The following is a 24,476-nucleotide window of genomic DNA, read 5'->3' as shown; positions in this document are numbered from 1 at the left end:
CGCTGGCGCGGCCGCGCCCTGTTTTATATGTTTGTGGCCGGGTCGCTGTGCGACCCGGCCACAAACATATAAAACTGTAAGTTCACCCTTCTTATGGGAGATATTTGTAGGCGGGGAGGGTGAGGAATTCGATGAAGGTGTCGCTGCTGATGAGCTCGTCAAGGATGCGAGCGGCATCCGAGAATTTGCGGTTGGCGTAGACGGGCTCGCCCAACTTCTCCTCCAGCCGGTCCAATTCTTCGGCCATGACCTGGCGGAACAGATCCAGGGTGACCTTGCGGCCATCCTGCAGGATGCCTTTGGGATGGCGAACCCACTGCCAGATCTGGGCGCGCGAGATCTCGACGGTAGCGGCATCTTCCATCAGGTTATTGATGGGGACGCAGCCATTGCCGCGCAGCCAGGATTCCAGGTACTGCAGGCTGACGCTGATGTTGTTGCGCAGACCAGCCTCCGTGATCGTTCCCTCGGGCATCTGCAACAGATCGGCCTCGGTCACCCTGACATCCTTGCGCTTGCGCTCGATCTGGTTGGGGGTCTTCATGACGGCATTAAACTCTTCCAGGGCGATCGGAACCAGGCCGGGGTGGGCCACCCACGTGCCATCGTGACCATCGTTGGCCTCGCGATTCTTGTCGGCGCGCACACGCGCGAGGGCCTCTTCATTGGCGGCGGGATCATTCTTGATCGGAATCTGGGCCGCCATGCCGCCGATGGCGGGCGCGTTGCGCTTATGACAGGTGGCGATCGTTAGCAGGGAATACGAGCGCATAAAATGGGTCGTCATCGTCACCTGGGCGCGATCGGGCAGCAAGAACTCGGGATGATTGTGCAGCTTCTTAATCACGCTGAAGATGTAGTCCCAGCGTCCACAGTTGAGGCCAGCCGAGTGGTTGCGCAGCTCATAGAGAATCTCATCCATCTCAAACGTAGCCAGAATGGTCTCGATGAGTACCGTGGCCTTGATGGTACCCTCAGGGATACTCAGTGCCTGTTGAGCCTCCACAAAGACATCGTTCCACAGGCGCGCCTCCAGATGGCTCTCCAGCTTGGGCAAATAAAAGTAGGGGCCGGTACCATTCTCCAGCAGCTGGCGCACATTATGGAAAAAATACAGGCCAAAGTCGAAGATGCCGCCGGGGACCGGCTGACCATCGACATAGACATGCTTCTCATCCAGGTGCCAGCCACGAGGACGCACCAGCAAGACGGCGGTCTGCTCGTTCAACTTATACTGTTTCCCCTCGGGACTGCTAAAGGTGATCGTGCGGCGAACGGCATCACGCACATTGATCTGGCCCTGAATGGTAGCCTCCCAGGTCGGAGAGTGCGCATCCTCGAAGTCGGCCATGAAGACCTTCGCCCCCGAATTAAGCGCGTTGATCACCATCTTACGCTCAACGGGACCCGTGATCTCGACGCGGCGGTCCTGTAGATCGGCGGGCAGGGGAGCGATCGTCCAATCGCCATTACGGATATGCTCGGTCTCGGGCAGGAAATGCGGTAGTTGCCCCGCATCGATATCCTTCTGCCGCTGGGCGCGGCGCTCCAACAATTCACGGCGGCGCCCACGAACCGAACGCGTCAGTTGCGCGATAAATTGTAAAGCCTCAGGCGTCAGAATCTCGGCGAACTCCGGTGTTACCGCCGCTCGTACCTCTACCCCATCCACAGATAGCTGTTGTTCAGTCATGCGTTGACCCCTTTCTGACAAATGAACATCCTTATACTGTGACGACTCCCTACGGCTACAAGCCGAGGGCTTCTGGAATGACTCGGCCTGCTCGTCCACAGGCTTGAAACGCCTCCGCTAAGATATTGAGACTCCCATTGTAGTCACGGTGGATGACCAGACCACAGTGGGGACACTCATACACTCGCACTGACAACGGCATCGGTTGCCGATATTCACAAGCCGAGCAGGTCTGAGATGTATACGCCGGATCCACTTTCACGACCTGCCTCCCAGCTTCTTCCGCTTTGGCCTGCAGGCGCGTGAAAAACTGTGACCACGATGCATCGGCAATCGACTTTGATAAACGCGGGTTCTTGACCATATTACGCACGACGAGAGCTTCCACGGCAAGCAACCCAAAGCGGGCGACCAGCTTACTGGCTTCCTGCTCAATGAAGTTCTTGCGCCGATTGGCGATACGTTCATGGATGCGGGCGACGACCTTGCGTCGTTTCGCTCGTGCATTGGTACCCTTGGCCGCCCGGGACAGCTTGCGAGAGGCTCGTGCCAGTTTCGCCTCCTCCTGGCGGAAAAAGCGAGGATTGGCAATCGCTTCTCCGGTACTCAAGTACGCAAAGGAATGCAAACCGACATCAATGCCCACGGCTTCCGCGCATGCCAGCGCACGCTTCTTCTGGGCTGGCTGCTCAGAAAACTCAACCGTGATACTCACGAACCACTTGCCAGTCGGAGTGCGTTTAACAATGGCAGTTTTCGGTGTTCTGGTGACCGCACGATGCAGCACCATTTTGATGTGACCGAGCCTGGCCAATTCCAATCTGCCACGCTTGTGCTGATCCTGCGGGTGGATCTTGAAGCTGTTGCCATACTGCTTGAAGGTCAACGAATGATATCGCCCACTCGATTTGAAACGCGGAAAGCCCGGAGTCTTGTCCTGAGCCACACGTCCAAAGAACGCCTGAAAGGCCAGATCCACGCGCTTGACGACATTCTGTAGGACCTGGGCCGGCACTTCAGCCAGATCGGGACGAACCGCTTTGCATGCGGGCAGTTCGGCGCATTGATCTTCAAACGAGAGCGACACTCCTGCCATCCGATAGGCGCTTTTGCGCTCGTCAAGGGCGGCATTGTAGGTCTCGCAGCACAGCCGCAACCAGTGCTCTAACACACGTTGTTGTTTGCGCGTGGGATAGAGCCGAAACTGATAGGTTCTCGTGGATGGTTTCGTTCCGATCGTAGGCTTGCGCTTTGACGTGCGTCGGTTGCTCACGTGACCCCCTTCCCCATGGCTCTGTGATCGCGTTGATCAGGTTCCTTTTCCCAGCAGTGTACAGCCAGAAACGCTTCTTGTCAAGAACATGCGTTCCTTAAGGATATTCCCAAGCCCCCGCCCGCAACACAAAGAACGCCGCTTTCATCCCCATGGCTGCAAGCTCAGGGGCTTTCAGCGGCGGCGTTTGGGTAAGCAAAAGGAAGCGTAGCGCCCGCACGGGAGACCCGCGCGGGCGCTGGTTATGAGAGATTAAGCACCGTGGCACTTTTTGTATTTTTTTCCACTGCCGCAGGGACAGAGATCGTTGCGGCCAACTTTGGGGAAGCCATTGGCGTCGGTAGTGGTCGAGGTAGCGCTGCTACTGGCGCCATTGCGCGCCGCACGTCCCGCCGGGACCGCTGCGGCGGCAGCCGCCGCAGCCCTGGCCGCGTCTTTGCGCGATCTGGCCTGTTTGGCCGACTTCCTGACGTCTTCCTCATCGCTCTTGGCCTGGCCGCTGGCCTGGGCCAATTCGTCGGCGTTGGTATGGACGTTAGCTGGCATGCGACGCTGGGGCTCTGGACGCTGGAGCGTAATCGTTACATCGTTGCGCAACAGCTTCAGCAGCGAATCCACTGTATAGTGCTGGATGGCCAGTTTCAGGTCCTCGAACATGCGGTAGGCTTCGTTCTTAAACTCCACCAGCGGATCGCGCTGACCCACGGAACGGAAGCCGATACCGGCACGCATCACATCCAGAGAGTCGATGTGATCCATCCATAGCCGATCAACGACCTGCAGCAGATAGCTGCGCTCAAACTCGCGAATAGGATCGAAGTTTTCCGCGCCCTGTTCTTCCGCCTGCTTGCGCAGTTCCTCGCCACGCTTCTCGTAGTGATCAAGAACAAGGTCGGTCAGTTCCTGCTTCATCGTATCGCGGCGAACGGCGTGAATGTTCTCCGGAATCAGATCGTCAGGGATTTCGACCCAGGTTTCCAGCGCCTTAAAGAGCGATTCCAGCTGCTCCTCTTCGGTCAGCACAGGCGCGGGGAAGGCGGCATCAACGATGCGGCTCACCTCGTTACGGATCATGGAGAGGATACGCTCATGCATATCGCCATGCTCCAGCACGCTACGGCGATCGGAGTAGATCACCTCGCGCTGTTTGGCGATCACGTCGTCATATTCCACGACGTTCTTACGCATGTCAAAGTTGTAGCCCTCAACGCGGGTCTGCGCGCTCTCGATAAAGCGTGAGACGAACCTGCTCTCCAGCGGAGTATCTTCATCCATGCCGACGCGCTCCATGATGCCGGCGACACGATCAGCGGCGAAGCGGCGCATCAGCTCATCATCGAGAGCCAGAAAGAAGCGGGTGGAACCGGGATCGCCCTGACGACCGGCGCGACCACGGAGCTGATTGTCGATGCGGCGCGACTCATGCCGCTCGGTACCGATAATATGCAGACCACCAAGTTCAACGACCCGCTTGTGATCCTCATCGCACTCTTCGATCTGGGCCTGCAGGATCTTATCCTTCTCGGCTTCGCTCATATTATCCAGGTATTCCTGAATGGCCTCTTCTTTTTCGGCCCTCTCATCCTCATTGCGCGAGGGCATCTCACGGATATAGTCTACCTGCTCGGCGTGCTTGCGCAGGATGCTATCAAAGTAGCCCGCTGGATTGCCACCCAGATTGATATCGGTACCACGACCGGCCATGTTAGTGGCGATCGTCACGGAGCCGCTACGGCCCGCCTGGGCCACAATCTGAGCCTCACGTTCGTGATGCTTGGCGTTCAAGACGTTATGGGGGATCCCTTGTAGATTCAGCATGTGCGAGAGCATCTCGGAAGCCTCAACCGAAGTCGTACCGACCAGCACCGGCTGGCCCGCCTCGTGGCACTCCTTGATCTCCTCAACGACCGCCTTGTACTTGGCCTCCTGATTGCGATAAATCAGGTCCGCGAAATCATCACGCCGCACCGGCTTATTGGTCGGGATGACCACCACATCCAGAGTATAGATCTTGTGGAATTCCTCAGCCTCGGTGATCGCGGTACCGGTCATACCAGCCAGCTTCTTGTAGAGGCGGAAGAAATTCTGGAACGTAATCGTCGCCAGCGTGTGATTCTCGCGCTGGACCTGAACGCCCTCTTTAGCCTCAATGGCCTGGTGCAGACCCTCGCTATAGCGGCGACCCGGCATCTGACGACCGGTAAACTCATCGACGATGATCACCTCGCCATCCTTCACGATATAGTCTTTATCGCGTTTAAAAATCACCTGCGCCTTAATGGCGTTCTCCATGTAGCGCGTCAGGTCGAGGTTCTCTTCATCATAGATGTTGCTCACACCGGCCAGTTGCTCGATCTTATCGATGCCCTTCTCGGTCAGCATGACGGAACGAGTCTTCTCTTCAACCGTGTAGTCTTCGTCGCCGTCCAGCCGGGTAGCCCAGCGGGCGAACTTCGCGTACATGTCGGTGGATTCCTGGCCCTGGCCTGAAATGATCAATGGGGTACGAGCCTCATCGATCAGGATGTTATCCACCTCGTCAACGATGGCAAAGTTTAACTCGCGCTGCACCATCTGGTCCAGCGAGGTCACCATGTTATCGCGCAGATAGTCAAAACCGAACTCGTTGTTGGTGCCATAGGTGATATCCGCCTGGTAGGCGGCCCGGCGCTCGTTCGACTGCGGCTCTACCGAGTTGACGATGACCCCAACGCTCATGCCCAGGAAAGTATAGATCTGTCCCATCCATTCAGCGTCACGGCGCGCCAGGTAATCGTTGACGGTTACCAGGTGCACGCCTTTGCCGGTCAGAGCATTAAGGTAGATCGGCAGCGTAGCCACCAGCGTCTTACCTTCACCTGTACGCATCTCGGCGATGCGCCCCTGGTGCAGTACAATGCCACCAATCAACTGCACAACATAGTGGCGCATCTTGATGCGGCGCATACTGGCCTCCCGAACGACGGCGAACGCCTCCGGCAGCAGGTCCTCCAGGGTCTTTCCCCGCTTCTGATAGCGTTTGGCGATGGCGGGCAACAGTTCGTCAATCGCGTCGGCCTTAATGGCTACCAGCTCCTCCTGAATTTTATGGAAGAGGTCGATAAAGAACTGGGTCAGGCGCACATTCGCCACATCGTCACGCGGAGCATCAGGGGTACGTCCCTCCGCGAAGGCCGGCCAGAGCGCCTCGAACGACTCATGTAAAAAGTCGCTATCGATCTCCTTTACCTGAGGCTCAATCTCGCTTAGCAGGGCGATGATCGCTTTTTCGGAGTCCGGCCATTCGCCTCGCTGCTCAGCCAGGTGGATCGCCTTAGCGGCGCGCAACGTATTGAGGAGGGGAGACAGATTCTCATAGGCCTTCTCAAAGGCTGCCGACAGGGTATCCTGTAGATGATGTCTCAGCTCGTTCTCTGGATCGTTGCGATCGATCTTCTGACGAGGCTCGGTGAGAGCGATGTGGAGGTGTTCATCTGAACACTGCTCGGCCAGTGGCTCTACTTTCTGCAGAACCTCGCGCAGCAACGTGACAAGTTCATTCTCCAGTACCATGCCGCCTTTGAGATGGAGAGCAAGCTGCGAACGGAACTCCGCCGTCTTGGCCGCCAATTCCTCATCGGATAACTTCTGCATCTCAGGCTCAAGCTGTTCAATCTTATCGATAAGGGGCTGCATCACCTTTATTTCTTTTTTATTGGGATCGCCCAGTATTTTTCCTAAAAATTGCATACGTGCGTGTTCTCCTACTGATGGGCAGTGATACTGTTATCAGTTTCTTCAACGGGATAAAATATTTCGGCGCGTGTTTAAATAGCAGTGTCAACCTATTATACCATTCTTTCATAGTACGAAAATGGGGTCTTTCAGTTGCATTTTCTTCGTGTAGAGAATAGCTGGCGTCGTGTGCACACAGGCGAGGAGGATGTTGTTGTTCTCTACTATTTAAGGGGCGAGTGTACAATGAAAACAGGAAGTATGTGCAGAAGTGAGGTTGGAATAAGAAATGAAGAGTCAGCATACGCGAAAGATATCTTTGAAACGTGCTGACGATGTGTCGCCAGGCGCGGCTCGGCGGCCAATGGCATCTCCGCTTCCTTCTCCTAAAAGTCGGCCGGGGTATATGGCTGTCGGGCAACAGGGCCAGGAATCTGGCGATACATATGGGCTAGAACTGGTTTTGGAACGGTTGCAGCGTTGCTTGCAGGGACGTCTCCCACGCACGGAGATTGAGCTGCTACTCGTTTGCCTGCGCCAGGTGTTCGAGAATACCGATATACTTTATGGGCTGCTGCTAGCTGATCTTTACTATGACGTTAACCAGCTGGCAAACGCTTTAAGCGGGTGCGCCACTGATGGAGATGACAGCGTATACGTCGGGTTGAAAATTGTGCTACAGGATATAGAGGCGCTATTAGAGCGCCTGGCGGAACTGGCACAGCTATTGCTCGGCTCACTCCAGCGTGTTTTTTGCGCCCTGGATCGCAGCTGTAGCCTCTATGGAGCCAATCGGGTCAAGCGCCGCCTGCGGCAAGAGGGGGAGGATGAAGAGAAGACAGATATACTGGCCGCCCTTGAGCTCGCCTATATTCCAGATAGCACTTATTACCAATGGATGCAGGCTCTGCGACTTCTGACCACGCGGTTCCAGTACTGGCAGCAGTGCAAACAGGCATGTGGCTCATTCAGCATTGTTTTCGCCAGCAAGCCCCTGCTCCATCCACTACTCACCTCAATTGATATCACGTTGAATCAGCTACGCGAAACGATCCAGACACTCTTTGGCACCGTTCTTCCAGAGTTTCATACCGTACCACGTGGAGACGATGCCTCCCTGGCGCTCCACCTGCTGAATCTGATGCAATACGTGGACCTGTTGCTCCATCAGCTCAATAGATTACGGGAAGCTATGCAACTCATGGCAGATCAATATACCCGATTACACAATGATCTCAACCGGGGCAACACCGTCTTAACGAAACCGTAACCGTAATCATGCCATATTTATATCCATATAGCGCTATGCTTAATATAAATACATGCAATTGTTTTCTACTCAAGGAGTCGTGCTATGTGCAAGAAGGCACTATCACTGCCTGCATTTTCGTCGATCGACTATGCGGTGACCCCAATCAATAGTGTACAGGACGTCACCACAGCGATGCAGCGACTGATAGCAGAGGGCGTGTCGTCACTGGCACTGGTTACCCTGCCGTTGCATTTCGACTTCAGAGAAGGCGCCGGTAACGCGGGTGATACATCCATTCAGCAAAGTATGCAATATTACGCCGAACGTCTGCGCCGGCTCGTGCGCAAAACGGACCAGGTCTTCCTGCATAAAACTACCCTCTACATTCTTTTACTCGGGGCTAATCTCCATGGAGCGGGCATCGTTCAGGAGCGCCTATGGGAAGAGCTTCTATGGCGAGTCCACAACGCGCCCGAAATCGGGATCATGCGTCCGAGCGTCATGGCCATCGGCCATAGCGCCTATCCCCTGCCAGACACAGATATCCATGGCTGCATCGCTGCGGCGCACACCCATCATCTCATCTTCGAGGTGCAATCCATTCAGAGTCAGAACGCCTCTACAGAAACAGAGGAGATCGCGCGGCAGGCGCGGCAGCTGGGAGTTCCCTACCTCTCACTGTTGCCTCGGAAGGTACCCACTCGTCTGCAACAGGTGATACCACCGCAACTGGCGCAGGAGCTCCACTGCTATCCAGTTGGTCGTGAACGCAATACGCTGACCGTGGCCATGACCAATCCACACGACAGTCAGGTGCTCGCTCGCCTGCAACAGATAACGGGTCTGCGAATTTTTCCAGTGATCGTTCCGCCGCAAGAGCTACAAACGGCCCTGGCACAGTTTATTTGATCTCGTTCCTCCCCTTCTGCTACAATGAGCGCGGCATGGCGCCAATCGCCAGCCAGTCCAGATCGTGCTGGACTCGATAGCAGCAGAAAGGTTCTGGCCCATTATGAGAATCTTAATCACCGGTGGCGCAGGCTTTATTGGCTCCCATATCACAGATCACTACCTGGCCGAAAACCACGAGGTAGCGATTGTCGATAATATGTGGGAAGAGGGGGGAGGAAAAGAGGCCAACATCAATCCTGCTGCCCGCTTCTACCAGACGGATATTACCGATGAGGAGGCGCTCAGCCGTGTCTTCGATGAATTTCGGCCCGAAATCGTCAACCACCACGCCGCGCAACACAGCGTCGCCATCTCCACGAAAAATCCGCAGCTCGACGCGCGCGTCAATGTCCTTGGACTGCTCAACGTCTTAACCCAGACCCAGCGGATCGGGGCACGCAAAGTCATCTTCGCCTCCTCAGGCGCGACCTATGGCACACCGGCCCGCCTGCCCATTGATGAGGACACGCCCCAGCGCCCCGAGTCACCCTATGGCATCACCAAGATGGTGGCCGAATATTATCTGCGCTACTGGCACGAGGCCCAGGGACTCAACTTCACCGCGCTACGCTATGGGAACGTGTATGGACCACGGCAAGATCCCAATGGGGAGGCTGGCGTGATCTCTATCTTTGCCAGACGCTTCCTGAACCATGAAGGGGTACGCATCGACTGGGATGGAGAACAGAGGAAAGACTATGTCTTTGTTGGGGATGTCGCGCGTGCCAATGTGCAGGCGCTACAACGCGGCGATAACGAGATCTTCTGTATCGGCAGCGGCCGCGCGGTCTCCGTCAATGAGATCTATCAGATCCTCAGTAACTTAACGGGTTTTGAGGCCCCCATTACCAAAGCTCCCAAACGACCCGGAGATATCTACCAGGCCGTCTTCAACGCCAGTAAGGCCGAGCGTCTGCTGGCCTGGAAACCGTCCGTCACCTTTGAAGAGGGGGTGAAGGCGACGGTTGATTTCTTCCGCCAACAGGGGTAAATCGGACACGCGAGGCCCGGACCATAGGTCCGGGCCTCGCGTTGGCACTGAGGTTATGGTTGGGGGATGGGTTGGCGCATGGCTTCGATGAGGACGCTGGCTACCTCAGGGCGTGAGAACTCACGCGGAGGAACCTCGCCCGCCTGCAGCATCTGGCGCACTTTGGTGCCGCTTAACATGATATGCTGCTCGCTATCATGGGGGCAGGTCTTTTTGGAGGCCATGGCATCACACACTTTGCAGAAGAAGGTGTGGTCGAAGAAGATGGGGGTGATCCCCAGTTTGTCGGCATCGAACTCGGAAAAGATGAGCTGGGCATCGTAGGTGCCATAATAGTTCCCGACGCCCGCGTGGTCGCGTCCAACGATAAAGTGCGAACAGCCATAGTTCTTACGCATCAGCGCGTGGAAGATGGCCTCGCGGGGTCCCGCGTAGCGCATGGCGGCTGGCAACACGCCCAGAATCACGCGATCCTGGGGATAATACTTCTCCAGCAGAACCTCGTAGCAGCGCATACGTACATCGGCGGGAATGTCGTCGCCTTTAGTATCACCCACCAGGGGATGCAGATACAGCCCATCGACGGTTTCTAGCGCGCACTTCTGAATATATTCATGGGCGCGATGGACGGGATTGCGGGTCTGGAAGGCCACGATCCGCTTCCAGCCGCGCTCGGCGAACAGGGCTCGCGACTGCGTTGGGGTATAGCGGTACTGCGCGAAGTTCTGCGGCTGCAGCTCCAACACCCGAACGGGTCCGCCCAACAGCACATCGCCCTGCTGATACACGATCTTCACCCCGGGATGAGCATCCTCTTCCGTCCTATAGACCTGGCGGGCCTCCAGAGCCTTATCATAGCCGAACTTTTCCTGTACCGTCATGACAGCCTGTACAGCCCCATCCGCATTAACCAGCGCCACCTCAGAGCCTTCTGGCAGCGACTGTGCCTGCTCCGTTGTCACCGACAGGGTAATCGGGATAGACCAGGGTAGTCCATTGCTCAGATGCATCGTATTGACCACCGACAGATAATCATCCCGTGTCATAAAACCATGTAAGGGACTATAGGCGCCGTTAGCCAGCATCTCCAGGTCCGCCAGCTGACGCGAGCCGACCGTAATCTGGGGTAAAGTAGCCGCCCGCTCCACCAACGCAGCCCGCTCCGCATCCGCCGCCAGATTAATGATTAACTCCCCACCATGGGGTGCAATTAAGCCATTTGACATCTTTCACTTCCCTCTAAATAAGAAACAAGCTATGCGCGTCCAGTAATTGCCTCCGGCTCAAGGTAGCCCAGTTCTTCCAATTTAGCAAAAATGCGACTGACGCTCTCCTCAATAGTTTCTTTATCCGTCTCGATCACCAGCTCTGGATGATCGGGCTCCTCATAGGGATCGTCCACGCCAGTAAAGTTTTTGATCTTTCCCTCATCAACAAGCTTGTAAAGACCCTTCACATCGCGCTGTCGGCACACCTCGATTGGACACTTCACATACACCTCAACAAAATTGCCAATCTCCTGTCGCGCCCATTCACGCGCCTCGCGATAGGGAGCGATCGCGGCAGAGATACAAACAACACCATTGCGTGTCAACAAACCACACACAAACGCAATGCGCTTGATATTTGTGTCGCGATCCTCTTTGCTAAAGCCCAGCCCCTTACTCAGATGGGTACGAACCACGTCACCATCGAGAATCTCCACATTGCGACCCCGAGCCCGTAAGCGCTGCTCGATAATCTCAGATAAGGTACTCTTGCCAGCGCCCGATAGACCGGTGAACCAGATAGTAAAACCAGCGTTTGCCATAATGAGCCGCTCCTTTGTCAAACAGCAACCACCGGGATGCATTCTATCCCGATGAGTATTCAGATATGGGTTAGTTGCCATACGCCTGTTACGACGGTCAATCTGATTACAAAACTAGATTTTTCGTAGGATATTGTAACATCAGTTGCAATTAAATACTATAAATTGGGCAATAGCCAACATTTTCCGTGCAAAATAGCAACGCCAGTCACATATCCTATGGACAGAATATATATAAAAAAATTCTCTTCCCCGCCTTCGGCGGGGAGGGAGGGAAAAGATTTGTGGGGGACACCCCCACTTCCCCCGGCGGGAGGGCTCGCCGCCCTCCTGCACCTCCCGCTCGGTAGTGTTGGTTGTGGTGCTCATGCATGCGCTCGCGCATGCATGAGCACCACAACCAACACTACAAAAAACCAAAATTTTATAAACGTCACTGGCAATGCATGCCATTTTGGGGGTATATTAATACGCAGCATAGTCTTTTTGGTACATTCAGGCATAGCTCTTTATAGTTGCGCCTGAACAAAAATTACGTATATTTCAGGAAAATAATCTCATCCATGATTAGAGCGTTATACACCCATCTTTTCTAATCATGAGGGAAGGATTACTCTTCTGATAAAGATGTACAGCAGTACATTGTAGGTACAGGAGTCATAAAATTCATGGCTACGAATAACAAGAAGGTACGTGTGGCGATCATCGGCGTTGGCAACTGCGCCAGCTCACTCGTACAGGGTGTCCATTACTATCAGAATGCACAGGAAGAGGACTTTGTGCCAGGCTTGATGCATGTCAATCTCGGTGGCTATCACATTCGTGATATCGAGTTCACAGCTGCTTTCGATATAGATAAGAACAAGGTTGGGAAAGATCTGAGCGAGGCCATCTATGCCGAGCCCAACAACACCTATCGCTTCGCGGACGTCCCCCATCTCGGCGTGAAGGTCTATCGCGGCATGACACACGATGGGCTGGGCAAATATCTATCGCAGATCATTACCAAGGCTCCAGGCCAGACCGATGATATCGTCAAAATTTTGAAGGAGACCCACACCGACGTAGTCATCAGCTACCTGCCCGTCGGTTCAGAGACCGCGACCAAGTGGTACGTGGAGCAGATTTTGAAGGCGGGCGTGGGCTTCGTCAACTGCGTCCCGGTCTTTATCGCGCGTGAGAAATACTGGCAGGAGCGCTTCAAGGAAGCGGGACTGCCGATCATCGGTGATGATATCAAGAGCCAGGTCGGCGCCACCATCGTCCACCGCATGATGACGCGCCTCTTCCGCGAGCGCGGTGTCAAGCTAGAGCGCACCATGCAGCTGAACGTAGGCGGTAACACCGATTTCTATAACATGCTGGAACGCGATCGCCTGGAATCAAAGAAGATCAGCAAGACCAACGCGGTCACCAGCCAGCTTGATTATGAGATTGGCAGCGACAACGTACATATCGGCCCATCGGATTATGTAGCCTGGTTGAAGGATCGCAAATGGGCCTATATCCGCCTGGAGGGGCGTACATTTGGCGATGTGCCATTGAATGCCGAGCTCAAACTCGAGGTCTGGGACTCGCCGAACTCGGCCGGAGTAGTCATCGACGCGGTTCGTCTGGTCAAACTGGCCCTGGATCGCGGTATCAGCGGCACCCTGGAGGGTCCCAGCTCATACCTGATGAAATCGCCACCGGTGCAATACCACGATGACGTTGCCCGTGAGCTGACCGAGGCCTTCATTACGCAGGAGGCGGCCAGCGCGGAAGCCCCAGCGACTCCCATCGAGCGTGTTAACGGGCACAAAACCACCAGCACGGTCGAATAGCCAGGTACAACAAAAAGTGGTTCGTACCCACAATTGTGGGTACGAACCAGCGCTGTCCCTTACAAAAGATGCTGGGAAAACTCGCAAAGGTGTTCTAAACTTCCATACCACATCCGCACAGCTCGTATCTTGTTCCCTGGCACACTATGCCGCGCCCCTGGAGGAATGCCCTGCTTCTGCCTGGAAATCAGGCAATGGCACCACCATAAAACGCGATGTCACAGGTTATTCTTACCGAGGTTGTGGTTGGGCTGGAGGTGTATTCGAGTTGGTGGCCGGATTCGCTGCCGGATTTGTAGCCGGATTTGTAGCCGGATTCGTCGCCGGGCTTGTTGTTGGCTGCTCTGTAGCATTTGTACGCAACAATTCTTCACGCACAATTGTTACATCAGGGGGCGCGCTAATCCCTATTTTGACGCGCTCACCCTCGACGGCCAACACTGAAATGTTGATCACCCCAGCAAGCACAATACTTTCACCAACTTTTCGTCGCAAAACAAGCATGTAAAGCTCCCTTCATAAGAAGCATAGCCTAAGCGTCCCTGCGCCGCGACTAACATTAGCAAGGGCGCCTCTTTCAGCGTGACCGCGTAAGAAAAACCAGGTAGCGCATGCGGGTCGCCATGCAACTTCCATTAGACGCAAAGGGATAACACTAAGGGTAGAGCAGACCTGGCCAACCTATCACGACAACTCTTCATGCATACCAACAAAATGGGTTTCATTTCTTAGTATACACCTTGCCAGGGCAACACTATCAACATTATAAGCACCAATACGAATAGACGTCCGTAATGTTTCAACGCGGGTCTCATATCTTTCTGGTGCCACCGATGAGATATCTGCTAACCATGGGATTGTGACCATGCGCGCGACACGAGCCATCTGATCCAACCACGAAAACGGTCTCCGCTGTAATGGTGATAGCCCTTGAATGCAATCCCCTCGCTGCACATGAACCAGGTACAACTGTGAGCCCACACTACCTACTTTCATGGAAACGACTCCCTAAAGAAAACACGTCTCATGAGTGTCAGACGTTCCATTATCTCCACCCCATCCATTCGCCTTTTCCCATCATACACCATAGTATCGGACCCTGGTTTTATGTTCAATAGGGCCTGACCTGGGCAGGCAGTGCGCAAGCCTAAAAGTTTCAAGAAATTTTCCTGCGACCACGTGATCCATGTCCCGTGAGCGCCCTGGTGTTTCTCGCTTCCTGGTTTGCATAGGTCGGAGAGGTAGTGTCGGTGTTTTCTTTCTGGTGTGCGTCTCCCTTTGCCGCACCTGCATGTTTCTTTCGACTCCGACCCACGCCGATCACTTCTTCTTGGTGCTCCCCTTCATCCTGGTGGTATGCGTGGAGAGCGCTGCGCAACCGCATGATCGCCTGGATATGAAGCTGGCAGACACGTGATTCCGAGACACTTAGGACTTTGCTAATCTCCTTCATCGTTAATTCTTCTTGATAGTATAAAGCCAGTAGCAGTTTTTCACGCTCGGGCAAATGATCAATGGCTGCCCCCAATATATCTGTGAGTTCCTGCTGTTCAGCCTGTTCGACAGGCCCGGGAGAACTTTGATCCTCTAGCAGTTCAGAAAGGGAGGTCACTTCGTCATCTTGAAGGAGAGAGCCAAGTGGAGCATCAAGAGAGAGTACCGTGGCATTCATTTCCAACAGCATTTGCCGATAGCGTTCCGTCGACACCCCTATTTCCTCCGCTACTTCATCTTCCTTAGCTGGCCGCCCCAGGCGTTGCTCCAACACTGCTAATGCACTTTCAACCTGGCGTACCCGTGAGATAGCTGAACGGGGCAGCCAGTTGAGCGAACGCAGTTGATCAATGACAGCGCCGCGAATACGCACGGAAGCAAATGCCTCAAAGCGAACTCCACGGGCAGGATCAAACCGATCAATAGCATTGATCAGGCCAATCATACCATAGCTGACAAGATCCTCGGCATCCAATAGCCCCGTCGGAGGTATTCCTAAACGTCCAACCACAAATCGGACGAGAGGAGCATAGAGTGTAATTAATTCGTTGCGAAGTTCAGCAGTCCTGTGCTCGACATATTTTTCCCAGAGTCTATCTACCTCTGCTGGCGCATCTGTACCCATACTACACCCCTTTTTGCATAAAACTTTCACCGCACATTCCCCGCCCACTGTTGAGTAGAAGTGTAGCGTCCAGGCAAGCAGTCTTAACATTGACACAGGTCCCTTGATTGCTCCTGCAAGAGTCCTCAAGTCAAAAAGGTATAGTTTGGCCTGTGGAGAGCCGATAGAGGAAGGTATAGCAGCAAAATGGGGAGGCCAGATTCGCAGAGGTGCAGTTCACTAGACCGCAGATACGAATGCTGATAAATAGAGGAGATGCGCGATGAGAGATATGCCACCGCCTAATGGATTTACCGATCAGCCAAAACAGGGCCCACACAGGCTTGACATGAAACACTATCATCCCGGCACTGGCAAAGATCAACTCCTGCTGGATTATTTGATCGATAGTGGCTTCCAGTGGGACGAGGCTGTCACATTACTCAACCTGCGCGAGCACCTCTATGAGAACGCGGAAATGCGCCAGCGTATAACTGAAGATTATCGCATGCACTTCGTGAAATGGCTTTATGAGCAGGGCCTGGTGAACGACGATCTGGATATATAGGTGGGAAGAAGAAAGACAGGCAACGCGGCGCGTGGAAGAGTACCCACGCGCCGCGTTGCCTGTCTTTCTTCTTTATCCGGCTTACCAGCCCTCGATGATATAAACATAGGCCTGAGCCTGTGGATCCATGCAGGAGAGCCAGGCGCCCCCACAGGAACTTACAGCAATGTCAACCGCTCCCGGGCCAGCGTTATAGCCCGCCAGCGCCTTGGCGTAATCACCATGAAAGCGGTTGTTAAGATCGCCCATGAATCTGGCACCACCATCCAGAGCGGCTACTGGATCGTGCGGATCAAAACCCATCTCCTTCGCCGTCTCGGGCATAAACTGGGCGATGCCGATGGCCCCAACGTATGAATAGGCATTGGGATCAAAATGGCTTTCCTGCTGAATCTGTCGCACATAGAGATCCGGGCTAATGCCATATTTCAGGGCATCCTGTCGCGCCAGGGCCACATATCTGGCTTTGTCTCCACTCATCGGCTCATTAAAACCATCTGGATTGCCACTGCTGCTGCGGGATAACAAATCAAGATTTTGCGTTCTGGGGACACTGGTCGAGTGTAACAGACCATTAAGCCCTCCGCTCTGCTGCCCAAGTGGGGTCAGGGATAGCATCATGATCATGAATGTACCCAACATCGCTAGAATGGTCAGGCCCTGTCGCCAGCGCACCGATAAGTGACGCCGCCGAAAGTCTATAGACTCGGTATCCGGCAGGTGCTGCCTTTTTCCGGGAATGACCAGCGGCACCTTGCGATCGCGCGAGATGATCACAGACTGCGGAAGAGGTGTTACCGGAACATTATTTAACGGAATTGAGACCGAAATAGGGTTTGGATACAGTTGACCCGTCGTTCTTACTGCGGGCAGGTTCCGTTGTATGCCCTTCTGTCCTACACGCAGGCCGTTCTCACTCGTTGGCGCCATAGGCATCTGTCCACGACTCCCCTGTTGGGCAGAATATTGCTGCGCGGGAAATTGTGAGAAGCCTCTACCAGGAGCCATGCTCGGCATCGGTATCGTTTCCGGCTGGGGCGGCAAATTGCGCGTGACATTCGCAGCAGCGTCAGAAGCGACCAAAATAGTGCTGGCACGATGATCGCCTGGTGGGTTCTTCTTTTTAAAAGATTGCTTTGGTTGAAATTGAGACATCTCTGTACTCTAACCACCTTCGATATATTCAGTGCGCGTCACAGTGAAATAAAATCATGCTATTTGTTACACACCACAGACAGCTTAGCGGAGAGCGTTATTTGGGTCAAATACGCCGGGATAGACAGGACCTTCGGTCCATTATGCGCACGTATTTAGTACTAAAAACAGGCGCGAAAAGATTTGTTTTGACCCGAAGGTAATGATGATAAATATATCGATAAAAGAGTGTATCTATTGTTATTTGCGTAAATAACAATAGATACACTCTTTTATCGATATATTTATCTGGGGGGGAGATTCGCGCCTTCGGCCCTTGACGCTACGCGCCTTCGGCGCTCAAGTGATGTGGGAGGTGTTGGTGTGGCACAAGCGGGATGGCGCCTGCTTGTGCCACACCAACACACTAGCGGGATGGCGCCTGCTTGTGCTGCACCAACGCCTCTTACATCAACGGGATGGCGCCCGGGATTGCCCATAACTTATAAAAGGGGCTATGTCAGGCGCGGAGGGTGACGTTGGTGGCTCCGTCGCCGCCTTCCTGGGGTGGGGCGGTGACATAGGATTTGACCAGCGGATGGCGTGTCAGGGCTTCGCGTACGGCGGCACGCAGGGCGCCTGTGCCTTTACCATGGACAATACGTACGGTTGCCATACCGTACAGGACAGCGTCGTTGAGGTAGGTGTCCAGCTCTTCCAGAGCATCTTCCACGCGCTGACCACGGATATCTAGCTGCAATCCCACAGGGGGACGCTCTTCTAATTCCGTGCGCACGACGCTGGGACGCGAGCTGTACTTCTCCTCACTATTGACTTTGCGTTTGCTGATGCGTTCGATATTATCGACGTTGACGCGAAAGCGGAGCGCACCCATCTGGACCTCTGCCTCACTGCGGTCGGATGAAAGTCCCACCAGGTCGGCATTCTGGCCAAAGCTGAGTACGCGTACAGTATCGCCGATCTGCAGTGGTCCTTCCAGCTTCTCGCTGGGTTCAACCGTTCGCCTGCGCTGAGGCTCGGGGACCATGCTGACCTTTTCCTCCAGGCCACGGGCTCGCTGGCGTGCCTCATTGAGCCGTTCACGCGATACTTGACCGCGATTGACATCGACGCGCACTTTGGCCAGCTCGCTCAGCACGCTATCCAGCTCGCGCCTGGCCTGGGCGCGAGCCTCGTTTAAGATGCGCACACGCTCGATCTCCAGATCCTGACGCTCTTTTTCCAGTTGTTTGCGCTGGTATTCGGCCTCGGCATGCTCCATACTGAGATGGAAGCGCTCGTCCTCAGCAGCCTTGCGCTCACTCTGCAGATCCTCAAGCAGGTTCTCCATACGGACTCCTGCGCTACCCAGGAAGCGACGCGCGCCACGGATGATGCGCTGATCCAGTCCCAGACGCTGCGCGATCGCCAGCGCGTTACTGCGTCCCGGTAAACCAATGCTCAACTTGTAGGTTGGCGACAGCGTCTCGACATCGAACTCCACCGAAGCGTTCACCACGTTCTTCTGCTCGTGGGCGAAGGCCTTGAGCTCGGTATAGTGGGTGGTTGCCACGGTGGTCACATGGCGATCCAACAGGAAGGTCAGGATGGCGCGTGCCAGGGCCGAACCTTCGCTAGGATCGGTGCCGGCTCCCAGTTCGTCAAAGAGAACCAGGACATTGACGGGCTTCGCCTCGCGCTGAGCCAGTTCCTCTCCAAGCTTGCCACGCAGATCCGGCTTGCTGCGCTTGCGCGCATCCTCAATCGTTTTCAGGATCTCAATGATGCGGCTCAGGTGCGACGAAAAGGTACTGAGATTCTGTTCGATACTCTGCTCATCACCGATATCCGCGAAGACATTCTGGAAAATCGAGATCTCAGAGTCATCGTCCACCGGAATGTGCAGGCCCGACTGCGCCATCAGGGTTAACAGGCCTACGGTCTTCAAGGCCACGGTCTTACCACCGGTATTTGGACCGGTAATTACCACCATGTAGAAGTCGCGCCCGATATGAAAATTCGTCGGCACCACTTTGCCGGTGAGCAGTGGATGGCGAGCATTGCGCAGATTGACGATGCCCTCCTCATTAAGTTTAGGAGACGTTGAACGCGTCATGCGGCTATAGCGGGCCTTGGCCAGGTTGAGATCAAACTCAGCCAGCAGTTCGACACCCAGCTTTAGCTCTTCCGCGTCCTTGCCGATCTCGGAGGACAGGACGCGCAGGATACGCTCAACTTCCTGCCGTTCCGCGACCTGGAGCTCACGCAAGCGGTTGTTCAGCTCAACAATCACCATTGGCTCAACAAAGACGGTCGCGCCACTGGAAGATTGATCATGAACGATGCCGCGCACCTGGCCTCGCGCGTCAGCCTTGACTGGAACGACATAGCGATCATTGCGGGTGGTGATAATCGCCTCCTGCAGGGCCGGACCGAACTCGTTTACCAGCGTACGCAGGCGATCCTGCAGACGCTGATTCGCGCCACGGATATCGAAGCGTAGCTTGCGTAAGGCCGGGCTGGCCGTATCCAGTACCTCACCGTCCTCGCTAACCGTCTCCTCAATGCGGCGCACAATATGCGGCTTTTGTGGAATATCGGCCCCCAGGGCATGCAGTAGCGGGAAGGTCTCCTGGTCCAGTTTGTCCAGAGCGCGCGCTACGTACAGGATACTGCGCGTGGTCGCCAGCACCTCAACCAGGTCAGTGGGTGATAGTACGCCATCGCGGGAGGCGCGCAATAGCAGGGGACGGATATCGTGGGCACCACGCACCCCGATGTCCGCGTTCAAATCGATCAAACGCGTTGCCTCGGAGGTAAACGCCAGGCGACGACGGGCCTCGTCAATATCGGTCGTCGGCTCCAGGGAAAGGACTAAATCCTTACTGGCCGAGAACGCCGCCTCATGCGCCACCTTCGCTAAGATCTTTGGAAATTCTAGCGTCTGTATACTTTTCTCGTGCATAATCTCGTCTTGGGTCCTTCTTTACACAACACAGGCTGCGTCAGCCCTGGACGCAGCATCTCTACACAATTCTCACGGCATCCGCCCCGAAAAGAAACATTCCTGCGGTGTTCACGGCCGCGTAGGCGGACGCCCGAGCGGGGGCGATCACTTTCCATGATCTTTCAGGTTGGCGAAGCTTGCTCTCTAACAATTTCGGAATATTTAGCGTAAAATAGGTAATATAGTACATGGAGAGAATGCGTGTGCGACGCTTGCCTGACAGGCGTAACTCTCTCGTGGAAGGCATCTTAATCCCATTCATACAAACTGAGAACCTGGCTGGTTTATTGCAGGCTTATCAATCTTACACATCAAAGGAAGAGAATACGATGGCAAAAGCACTTGGTGGCACACAGGAAATCCAGCAGGCCCTGGTGAAGGCACCCACCGTACAGACACTGTGGGTGGCGCGCCTGGCAATTGGCCTGGGTATCATCGTATGCGCCCTTATCTCGCTGGTAGGCACGAGCTGGGATATTCAATGGCATCTCTTTGTCGGTCGGGATCGCACACTGATCCCGCCTCATATTATGATGCTTACAGGCATAACATTGGGTGGTCTCCTGGCATTAACGGCTGTCTGCGTAGAAACAATGGTGATTCGGCGTAAACCCCAACTAGCACAGTATAGCACACAATTCGCCGGAATGTTCTATGGTTCCCTGGGAACCTATATCGCTGGCTTTGCGGCACTGGACGCGGCGATCGCGTTTCCACTCGATAGCTACTGGCATTCTCTGTACGGCATCGATGTAGCTCTATGGACCCCTTTTCACGTAATGATCCTGGTAGGGATGGGCAGTATGCCACTGGGGGCCGCCTTTATGCTACGCTCGGCGGGCCAGTTGGCACGGACGGCTGGACAGAGGCGAGGCGAGCGCATCAGCGCTCTGTCAACATGCGTGGCGTTAAGCCTGGTGCTCAGTATTTTCACGATCCTGCTCTCAGACGCGCTTACCATCACTAATTATTTAGATCTGGGATTGTTTAAAATATGCCTCTTTCCTGTGCTGGCAGGTCTCTTAACCACCTTTATCCTGATGACGGTCCAGACGGCGGTACGCGGTCGCTGGTCGGCGACAACCGTTATCCTGATGTATATCGTTGTCGGCCTGATCTTTACCGCCTTTGTGCCGCCAGCCACGAGCTATCTGGTTGGCGTTGAACACCTACAATATCGGCGGGCCTTGAATGCATTCGCCTTCGTCTCCATTCTGGCGGTACGCCTCTGGCCCATCCTGCCGATTGTACTGGCTCCCATCTTTGATATTGTGATCAACAGGGCCCGTCGGCAACAGTGGTCATGGTCACGCTTGCACTGGAGCAGCGCCCTCCTGGGTCTACTGGCCTGCGTACCAATGACCGTCTTCCAGCTCAATGCGGCGCTGGGAGTCATGAATCGCAGCGGACTGATCGGCACGGTAGTCAGCCTCTTGCTCGGCCTGCTGGGCACCTATATCGGTACTACCCTGGGTCGGCAAACGGGTGAAAACATTCACCAGGGAGATGCCAACCAAACGGCCTCGGCGTAGGTGCCGAGCTCGCTTCTATTGGAACTATCTGCCATGTGGGTCGTATACCAGATAGAGAAGAAAATATATACCAGGTAAAGAAGAAATTGGAGTGAGCATCGTGATTTTACATGTAGGAGAACGTGTCTTCTGGGGTGCTCCGGAAGTCATTTATCTGGAAGGTACTATTGCCTCTCTACAACCCACGGAACAGATGGCGATCGTGCACATTGATCGCGCGACGCCGCATTCCGCCCATCTGATCGATAGTGACATTCCCTTCGCGGCCAACGGACTGGTTCCACTGAAGGGTGACAGCCCTCCTGGAACCACCGATAAACGAAGCGCCGAACGGCTACCGCCACCCCAATTGAGCGACGACGAAAAGATATGGCGAACCGCGGCGACCGCGATTCACCAGGTCTACGGTTATCAACTGCCGCCTGATCAGGAAAAAACATTGATTGAGCAGGTCAAGCGAGAACTTGAACGAGACCCGGCCAGGCGAGCTCAGATCATCGCATCAATGGATGAAATTCTAAAGCGCGAATGGTAAAAAACAGCCCGACGCCCGTGGCGGCGCGTGAGCGCCGCCACGGGCGTCGGGCTGTCCATAAATTTTCCATAGACAATAGTTATGGATCAGCATATACTTAAATATAACGATTTCATTCTCGATGGAGCGTATGTGTCCATGAAGTGTCAACGATGCCAGACGCAACTGAGCCCGCAGGCGCGTTTCTGTCCACATTGCGGCGCGATTGTGGAGGGGACAGAGCTGCCAGCTGCGGAGGAAGATGCATCAGTGGAGGAGGTGAAGAGGCTGGAGACGGAGAGTAATACCACACTGGAGGACGCTACGCTGCGAGTCTCACCCGAGGCGATGCGTGCGATGCGTGCATGGCAACAAGAGCGAAAAGATCAGTCTGGCAAGCTGACCACCCCCGAACAACAACCGACCGAATCTAACAGTAACGTCGTACATCACAATGCCAGTACCCCACTTCCCCAGGCGCCAGCCAAATCAGGAGAGTATAGCGCAGAATTGCCGACAGAGCCGGTCTCCATCTCTAGTATCACCCACCCAGAACTTCAAACGTCAGGAGAACAGCCAGCGATTTCATCACAGGCCGCATTGTCACCATTCCCACAAGCCGCCCCGTTATTATATTATAAGTTAAACACAACTACGAAAGGGTCTCAAATGCTTCCAGCTGTTATCAATTCGGCCTATTCACAGGGTGAGGCACCACGACGCCGACGGAGTAAGGGTGGCTGCATCCTGGGTTGCCTCACCACCCTTGTTCTGCTCCTGGTTATTCTAGGTGCTGGCTGGATCTTTATCCTGCGCCCCTATGCACATAATATCGCTCAAACTGAACTCGATAAAGCCATGACGTCCGCGGTAAATCAGATGCCCACGTCTCAACTCACGCAACTGTTGCCACCCGGCTCCACGCTGCCAATCAATGAGAGCACCATCAACAATCTGATCGTGCTCAACCTGGCGCCATCGAACCCGGTCCAGAAACCCGAGACGAGCATCACACCCCAGCGAGTCCGCATAGCTTTCCAGGTCTATGGCTATCCCTCCGCGATCAGTATGGTGCCCACGCTAGATAGTAGCGGACACCTGGTAGCCAATAACGTCAACGTCGAAGGGGTGCTGGGCCTCATCGAGTCCCCGGATGAGCTAAAGCCGATACTGGATAAGCACCTATCCGATGCACAGAACAAACTCGGACGCTCAATCAAAGCGGTCAAGCTCGATAATCAGCAGCTCACCTTCACACTCTAACTCCCGATACGGGATTGAGAGAACAAAAAATGGACCGGCACAGGCCGGTCCATTTTTTGTTCTCTCTTACATTATTTTTTGCGGCGGCGTCTCCATTTGTTCCAGCCGATGAAGAGGCTGGGAAGGAGAAGCATGCTGGCGGTACTCAATGGGTTGGTGCTCTGCTCCGATGGAACGGCGACCTGAGCCTGCGAAGAGGCGGGTGTGGTGGAGGCAGCAGGTTGCACATGGCGAATAGGGCACATAGTTGTTCCGCCAGTCTGCGGTGGCGCTCCTACCTTATTGAAGACGGATGACACACCGGGCAAGAAACCGTAGTTATCCTGTCCCAGAGGCCAGTAGACCAGGGCCGCACGCCCGATGATATTCTGCTGCGGCACACACCCCCAATCGCGTGAATCCGAGCTCCCATTGCGATTATCGCCGAGCACGAAATAGGCACCCTGGGGGACCGTCATATTGGTAATGGGAGGATAGGGATTGCCCTGCCGATGCGGGTCAACATAGGTCTCACTCAACTGCCTGTTGTTGACGGTCACGTTGGTCCCCTGGATGGTAATCACGTCTCCGGGCATGCCAACGATACGCTTGATGTAGTCCTGGGTAGGGTTGGGGGGAGCCACAAATACGATCACGTCTCCGTGAGACGGCTGATGAAAGAAATAAGACCATTTATCTACAATGACCAGTTCCTGGTTATGTAAATTAGGCTCCATACTCATGCCATCAATATTGAAGTTCTGTACCGCGAGACGGATGACCAGGAACATTAAAACGGTTAAGACCAGGGTCTCTATAATTTCACGAACGAGTCGATATCGTTTCTCAAAATCAAATTCTAAATCCACCGATT

Annotated in this window: 18 protein-coding genes and 2 pseudogenes; 8 read left to right on the top strand and 12 right to left on the bottom strand. The window is 54.6% G+C overall.

The window, feature by feature from the left end; translation table 11 throughout:
* Nucleotides 1-91 precede the first annotated feature (91 nt).
* The 5 genes and pseudogenes from aceB to KTT_RS37925 all read right to left on the bottom strand — a co-directional run.
* Nucleotides 92-1,693 carry a malate synthase A gene (gene aceB / locus KTT_RS14630; protein WP_126596674.1) on the bottom strand — a complete coding sequence of 534 codons (1,602 nt, stop codon included), beginning with the start codon at nt 1,691-1,693 and terminating at the stop codon, nt 92-94.
* Nucleotides 1,694-1,748: 55 nt separating this feature from the next.
* Nucleotides 1,749-2,966: an RNA-guided endonuclease InsQ/TnpB family protein gene (locus tag KTT_RS14625; RefSeq protein WP_235845722.1), complete on the bottom strand. Its 1,218-nt coding sequence runs from the start codon at nt 2,964-2,966 to the stop codon at nt 1,749-1,751.
* A gap of 252 nt (nt 2,967-3,218) precedes the next feature.
* Nucleotides 3,219-3,512: an SEC-C metal-binding domain-containing protein gene (locus tag KTT_RS37930; RefSeq protein ID WP_443090102.1), complete on the bottom strand. Its 294-nt coding sequence runs from the start codon at nt 3,510-3,512 to the stop codon at nt 3,219-3,221.
* 114 nt (nt 3,513-3,626) lie between these two features.
* Nucleotides 3,627-6,089 (bottom strand): annotated as a pseudogene (gene secA, locus KTT_RS36510) (preprotein translocase subunit SecA); the annotation flags it as partial.
* Between the two features lie 390 nt (nt 6,090-6,479).
* Nucleotides 6,480-6,695: pseudogene (locus tag KTT_RS37925) on the bottom strand (hypothetical protein); the annotation flags it as partial.
* 304 nt (nt 6,696-6,999) lie between these two features.
* On the opposite strand from KTT_RS37925, the gene KTT_RS14615 reads away from it, so the two are divergent.
* The 3 genes from KTT_RS14615 to KTT_RS14605 all read left to right on the top strand — a co-directional run bounded on the left by KTT_RS14615 (nt 7,000) and on the right by KTT_RS14605 (nt 9,874).
* Complete coding sequence (locus tag KTT_RS14615; protein ID WP_126596672.1) at nt 7,000-7,950, top strand: hypothetical protein; 951 nt, start codon at nt 7,000-7,002, stop codon at nt 7,948-7,950.
* An 84-nt stretch (nt 7,951-8,034) separates the two neighbouring features.
* Nucleotides 8,035-8,841, top strand: a complete 807-nt coding sequence (locus KTT_RS14610; RefSeq protein ID WP_126596671.1) for a GspE/PulE/PilB domain-containing protein — start codon at nt 8,035-8,037, stop codon at nt 8,839-8,841.
* Nucleotides 8,842-8,944: 103 nt separating this feature from the next.
* Nucleotides 8,945-9,874 carry an NAD-dependent epimerase/dehydratase family protein gene (locus KTT_RS14605; protein WP_126596670.1) on the top strand — a complete coding sequence of 310 codons (930 nt, stop codon included), beginning with the start codon at nt 8,945-8,947 and terminating at the stop codon, nt 9,872-9,874.
* A gap of 53 nt (nt 9,875-9,927) precedes the next feature.
* Here KTT_RS14605 and sat read toward each other — a convergent pair whose 3' ends face one another.
* Together sat and cysC are read right to left on the bottom strand one after the other, a co-directional pair.
* Nucleotides 9,928-11,100: a sulfate adenylyltransferase gene (gene sat, locus KTT_RS14600; RefSeq protein WP_126596669.1), complete on the bottom strand. Its 1,173-nt coding sequence runs from the start codon at nt 11,098-11,100 to the stop codon at nt 9,928-9,930.
* Nucleotides 11,101-11,129: 29 nt separating this feature from the next.
* A complete protein-coding gene (gene cysC / locus KTT_RS14595) occupies nt 11,130-11,684 on the bottom strand; it encodes an adenylyl-sulfate kinase (protein ID WP_126596668.1) in 555 nt (184 codons plus the stop codon).
* Between the two features lie 668 nt (nt 11,685-12,352).
* Between cysC and KTT_RS14590 the strand changes: the two genes are divergently transcribed.
* Nucleotides 12,353-13,507: an inositol-3-phosphate synthase gene (locus tag KTT_RS14590; protein WP_126596667.1), complete on the top strand. Its 1,155-nt coding sequence runs from the start codon at nt 12,353-12,355 to the stop codon at nt 13,505-13,507.
* A gap of 231 nt (nt 13,508-13,738) precedes the next feature.
* Here the strand turns inward: KTT_RS14590 and KTT_RS37110 are convergent, their stop codons facing one another.
* Both KTT_RS37110 and KTT_RS14580 read right to left on the bottom strand, forming a co-directional pair.
* Nucleotides 13,739-14,011, bottom strand: a complete 273-nt coding sequence (locus tag KTT_RS37110) for a carbon storage regulator (RefSeq protein ID WP_235845720.1) — start codon at nt 14,009-14,011, stop codon at nt 13,739-13,741.
* A 652-nt stretch (nt 14,012-14,663) separates the two neighbouring features.
* Nucleotides 14,664-15,626, bottom strand: coding sequence for a FliA/WhiG family RNA polymerase sigma factor (locus tag KTT_RS14580; RefSeq protein ID WP_160145869.1), 963 nt, complete (start codon nt 15,624-15,626; stop codon nt 14,664-14,666).
* A gap of 262 nt (nt 15,627-15,888) precedes the next feature.
* Here KTT_RS14580 and KTT_RS14575 point away from each other — a divergent pair, with 262 nt between their 5' ends.
* Nucleotides 15,889-16,173 (top strand): hypothetical protein, encoded by a 285-nt coding sequence (locus tag KTT_RS14575; protein ID WP_126596665.1) that lies wholly within the window; start codon nt 15,889-15,891, stop codon nt 16,171-16,173.
* Between the two features lie 81 nt (nt 16,174-16,254).
* Here KTT_RS14575 and KTT_RS14570 read toward each other — a convergent pair whose 3' ends face one another.
* Both KTT_RS14570 and KTT_RS14565 read right to left on the bottom strand, forming a co-directional pair.
* Complete coding sequence (locus tag KTT_RS14570; RefSeq protein ID WP_126596664.1) at nt 16,255-17,328, bottom strand: lytic transglycosylase domain-containing protein; 1,074 nt, start codon at nt 17,326-17,328, stop codon at nt 16,255-16,257.
* A 499-nt stretch (nt 17,329-17,827) separates the two neighbouring features.
* Entirely contained in the window at nt 17,828-20,272 is a 2,445-nt protein-coding gene (locus KTT_RS14565) for an endonuclease MutS2 (protein ID WP_126596663.1), read from the bottom strand.
* A gap of 371 nt (nt 20,273-20,643) precedes the next feature.
* On the opposite strand from KTT_RS14565, the gene KTT_RS14560 reads away from it, so the two are divergent.
* The 3 genes from KTT_RS14560 to KTT_RS14550 all read left to right on the top strand — a co-directional run bounded on the left by KTT_RS14560 (nt 20,644) and on the right by KTT_RS14550 (nt 23,623).
* Nucleotides 20,644-21,846, top strand: coding sequence for a hypothetical protein (locus KTT_RS14560; RefSeq protein WP_126596662.1), 1,203 nt, complete (start codon nt 20,644-20,646; stop codon nt 21,844-21,846).
* A gap of 91 nt (nt 21,847-21,937) precedes the next feature.
* Nucleotides 21,938-22,381, top strand: coding sequence for a hypothetical protein (locus KTT_RS14555; protein WP_126596661.1), 444 nt, complete (start codon nt 21,938-21,940; stop codon nt 22,379-22,381).
* A gap of 138 nt (nt 22,382-22,519) precedes the next feature.
* Nucleotides 22,520-23,623, top strand: coding sequence for a zinc ribbon domain-containing protein (locus tag KTT_RS14550; protein ID WP_160145868.1), 1,104 nt, complete (start codon nt 22,520-22,522; stop codon nt 23,621-23,623).
* Nucleotides 23,624-23,694: 71 nt separating this feature from the next.
* On the opposite strand, the gene lepB is transcribed toward KTT_RS14550, so the two are convergent.
* Complete coding sequence (gene lepB / locus KTT_RS14545; protein ID WP_235845718.1) at nt 23,695-24,471, bottom strand: signal peptidase I; 777 nt, start codon at nt 24,469-24,471, stop codon at nt 23,695-23,697.
* Nucleotides 24,472-24,476 lie beyond the last annotated feature (5 nt).

It is taken from the genome of Dictyobacter aurantiacus (genome assembly GCF_003967515.1).
In the GTDB taxonomy this organism is placed as follows: Bacteria; Chloroflexota; Ktedonobacteria; order Ktedonobacterales; family Ktedonobacteraceae; genus Dictyobacter; species Dictyobacter aurantiacus.
Note: the sequence above shows the minus strand (reverse complement) of the source record. Positions and strands in the feature narration are given on the sequence as shown.

Coding starts and splice junctions, on each gene's coding strand:
- aceB (WP_126596674.1), bottom strand. CDS start 1,693: ATGACTGAACAACAGCTATCTGTGGATGGGGTAGAGGTACGAGCGGCG.
- KTT_RS37930 (WP_443090102.1), bottom strand. CDS start 3,512: ATGCCAGCTAACGTCCATACCAACGCCGACGAATTGGCCCAGGCCAGC.
- KTT_RS14610 (WP_126596671.1), top strand. CDS start 8,035: ATGTGCAAGAAGGCACTATCACTGCCTGCATTTTCGTCGATCGACTAT.
- KTT_RS14605 (WP_126596670.1), top strand. CDS start 8,945: ATGAGAATCTTAATCACCGGTGGCGCAGGCTTTATTGGCTCCCATATC.
- sat (WP_126596669.1), bottom strand. CDS start 11,100: ATGTCAAATGGCTTAATTGCACCCCATGGTGGGGAGTTAATCATTAAT.
- cysC (WP_126596668.1), bottom strand. CDS start 11,684: ATGGCAAACGCTGGTTTTACTATCTGGTTCACCGGTCTATCGGGCGCT.
- KTT_RS14590 (WP_126596667.1), top strand. CDS start 12,353: ATGGCTACGAATAACAAGAAGGTACGTGTGGCGATCATCGGCGTTGGC.
- KTT_RS37110 (WP_235845720.1), bottom strand. CDS start 14,011: ATGCTTGTTTTGCGACGAAAAGTTGGTGAAAGTATTGTGCTTGCTGGG.
- KTT_RS14580 (WP_160145869.1), bottom strand. CDS start 15,626: ATGGGTACAGATGCGCCAGCAGAGGTAGATAGACTCTGGGAAAAATAT.
- KTT_RS14575 (WP_126596665.1), top strand. CDS start 15,889: ATGAGAGATATGCCACCGCCTAATGGATTTACCGATCAGCCAAAACAG.
- KTT_RS14570 (WP_126596664.1), bottom strand. CDS start 17,328: ATGTCTCAATTTCAACCAAAGCAATCTTTTAAAAAGAAGAACCCACCA.
- KTT_RS14565 (WP_126596663.1), bottom strand. CDS start 20,272: ATGCACGAGAAAAGTATACAGACGCTAGAATTTCCAAAGATCTTAGCG.
- KTT_RS14560 (WP_126596662.1), top strand. CDS start 20,644: ATGGCAAAAGCACTTGGTGGCACACAGGAAATCCAGCAGGCCCTGGTG.
- KTT_RS14550 (WP_160145868.1), top strand. CDS start 22,520: ATGAAGTGTCAACGATGCCAGACGCAACTGAGCCCGCAGGCGCGTTTC.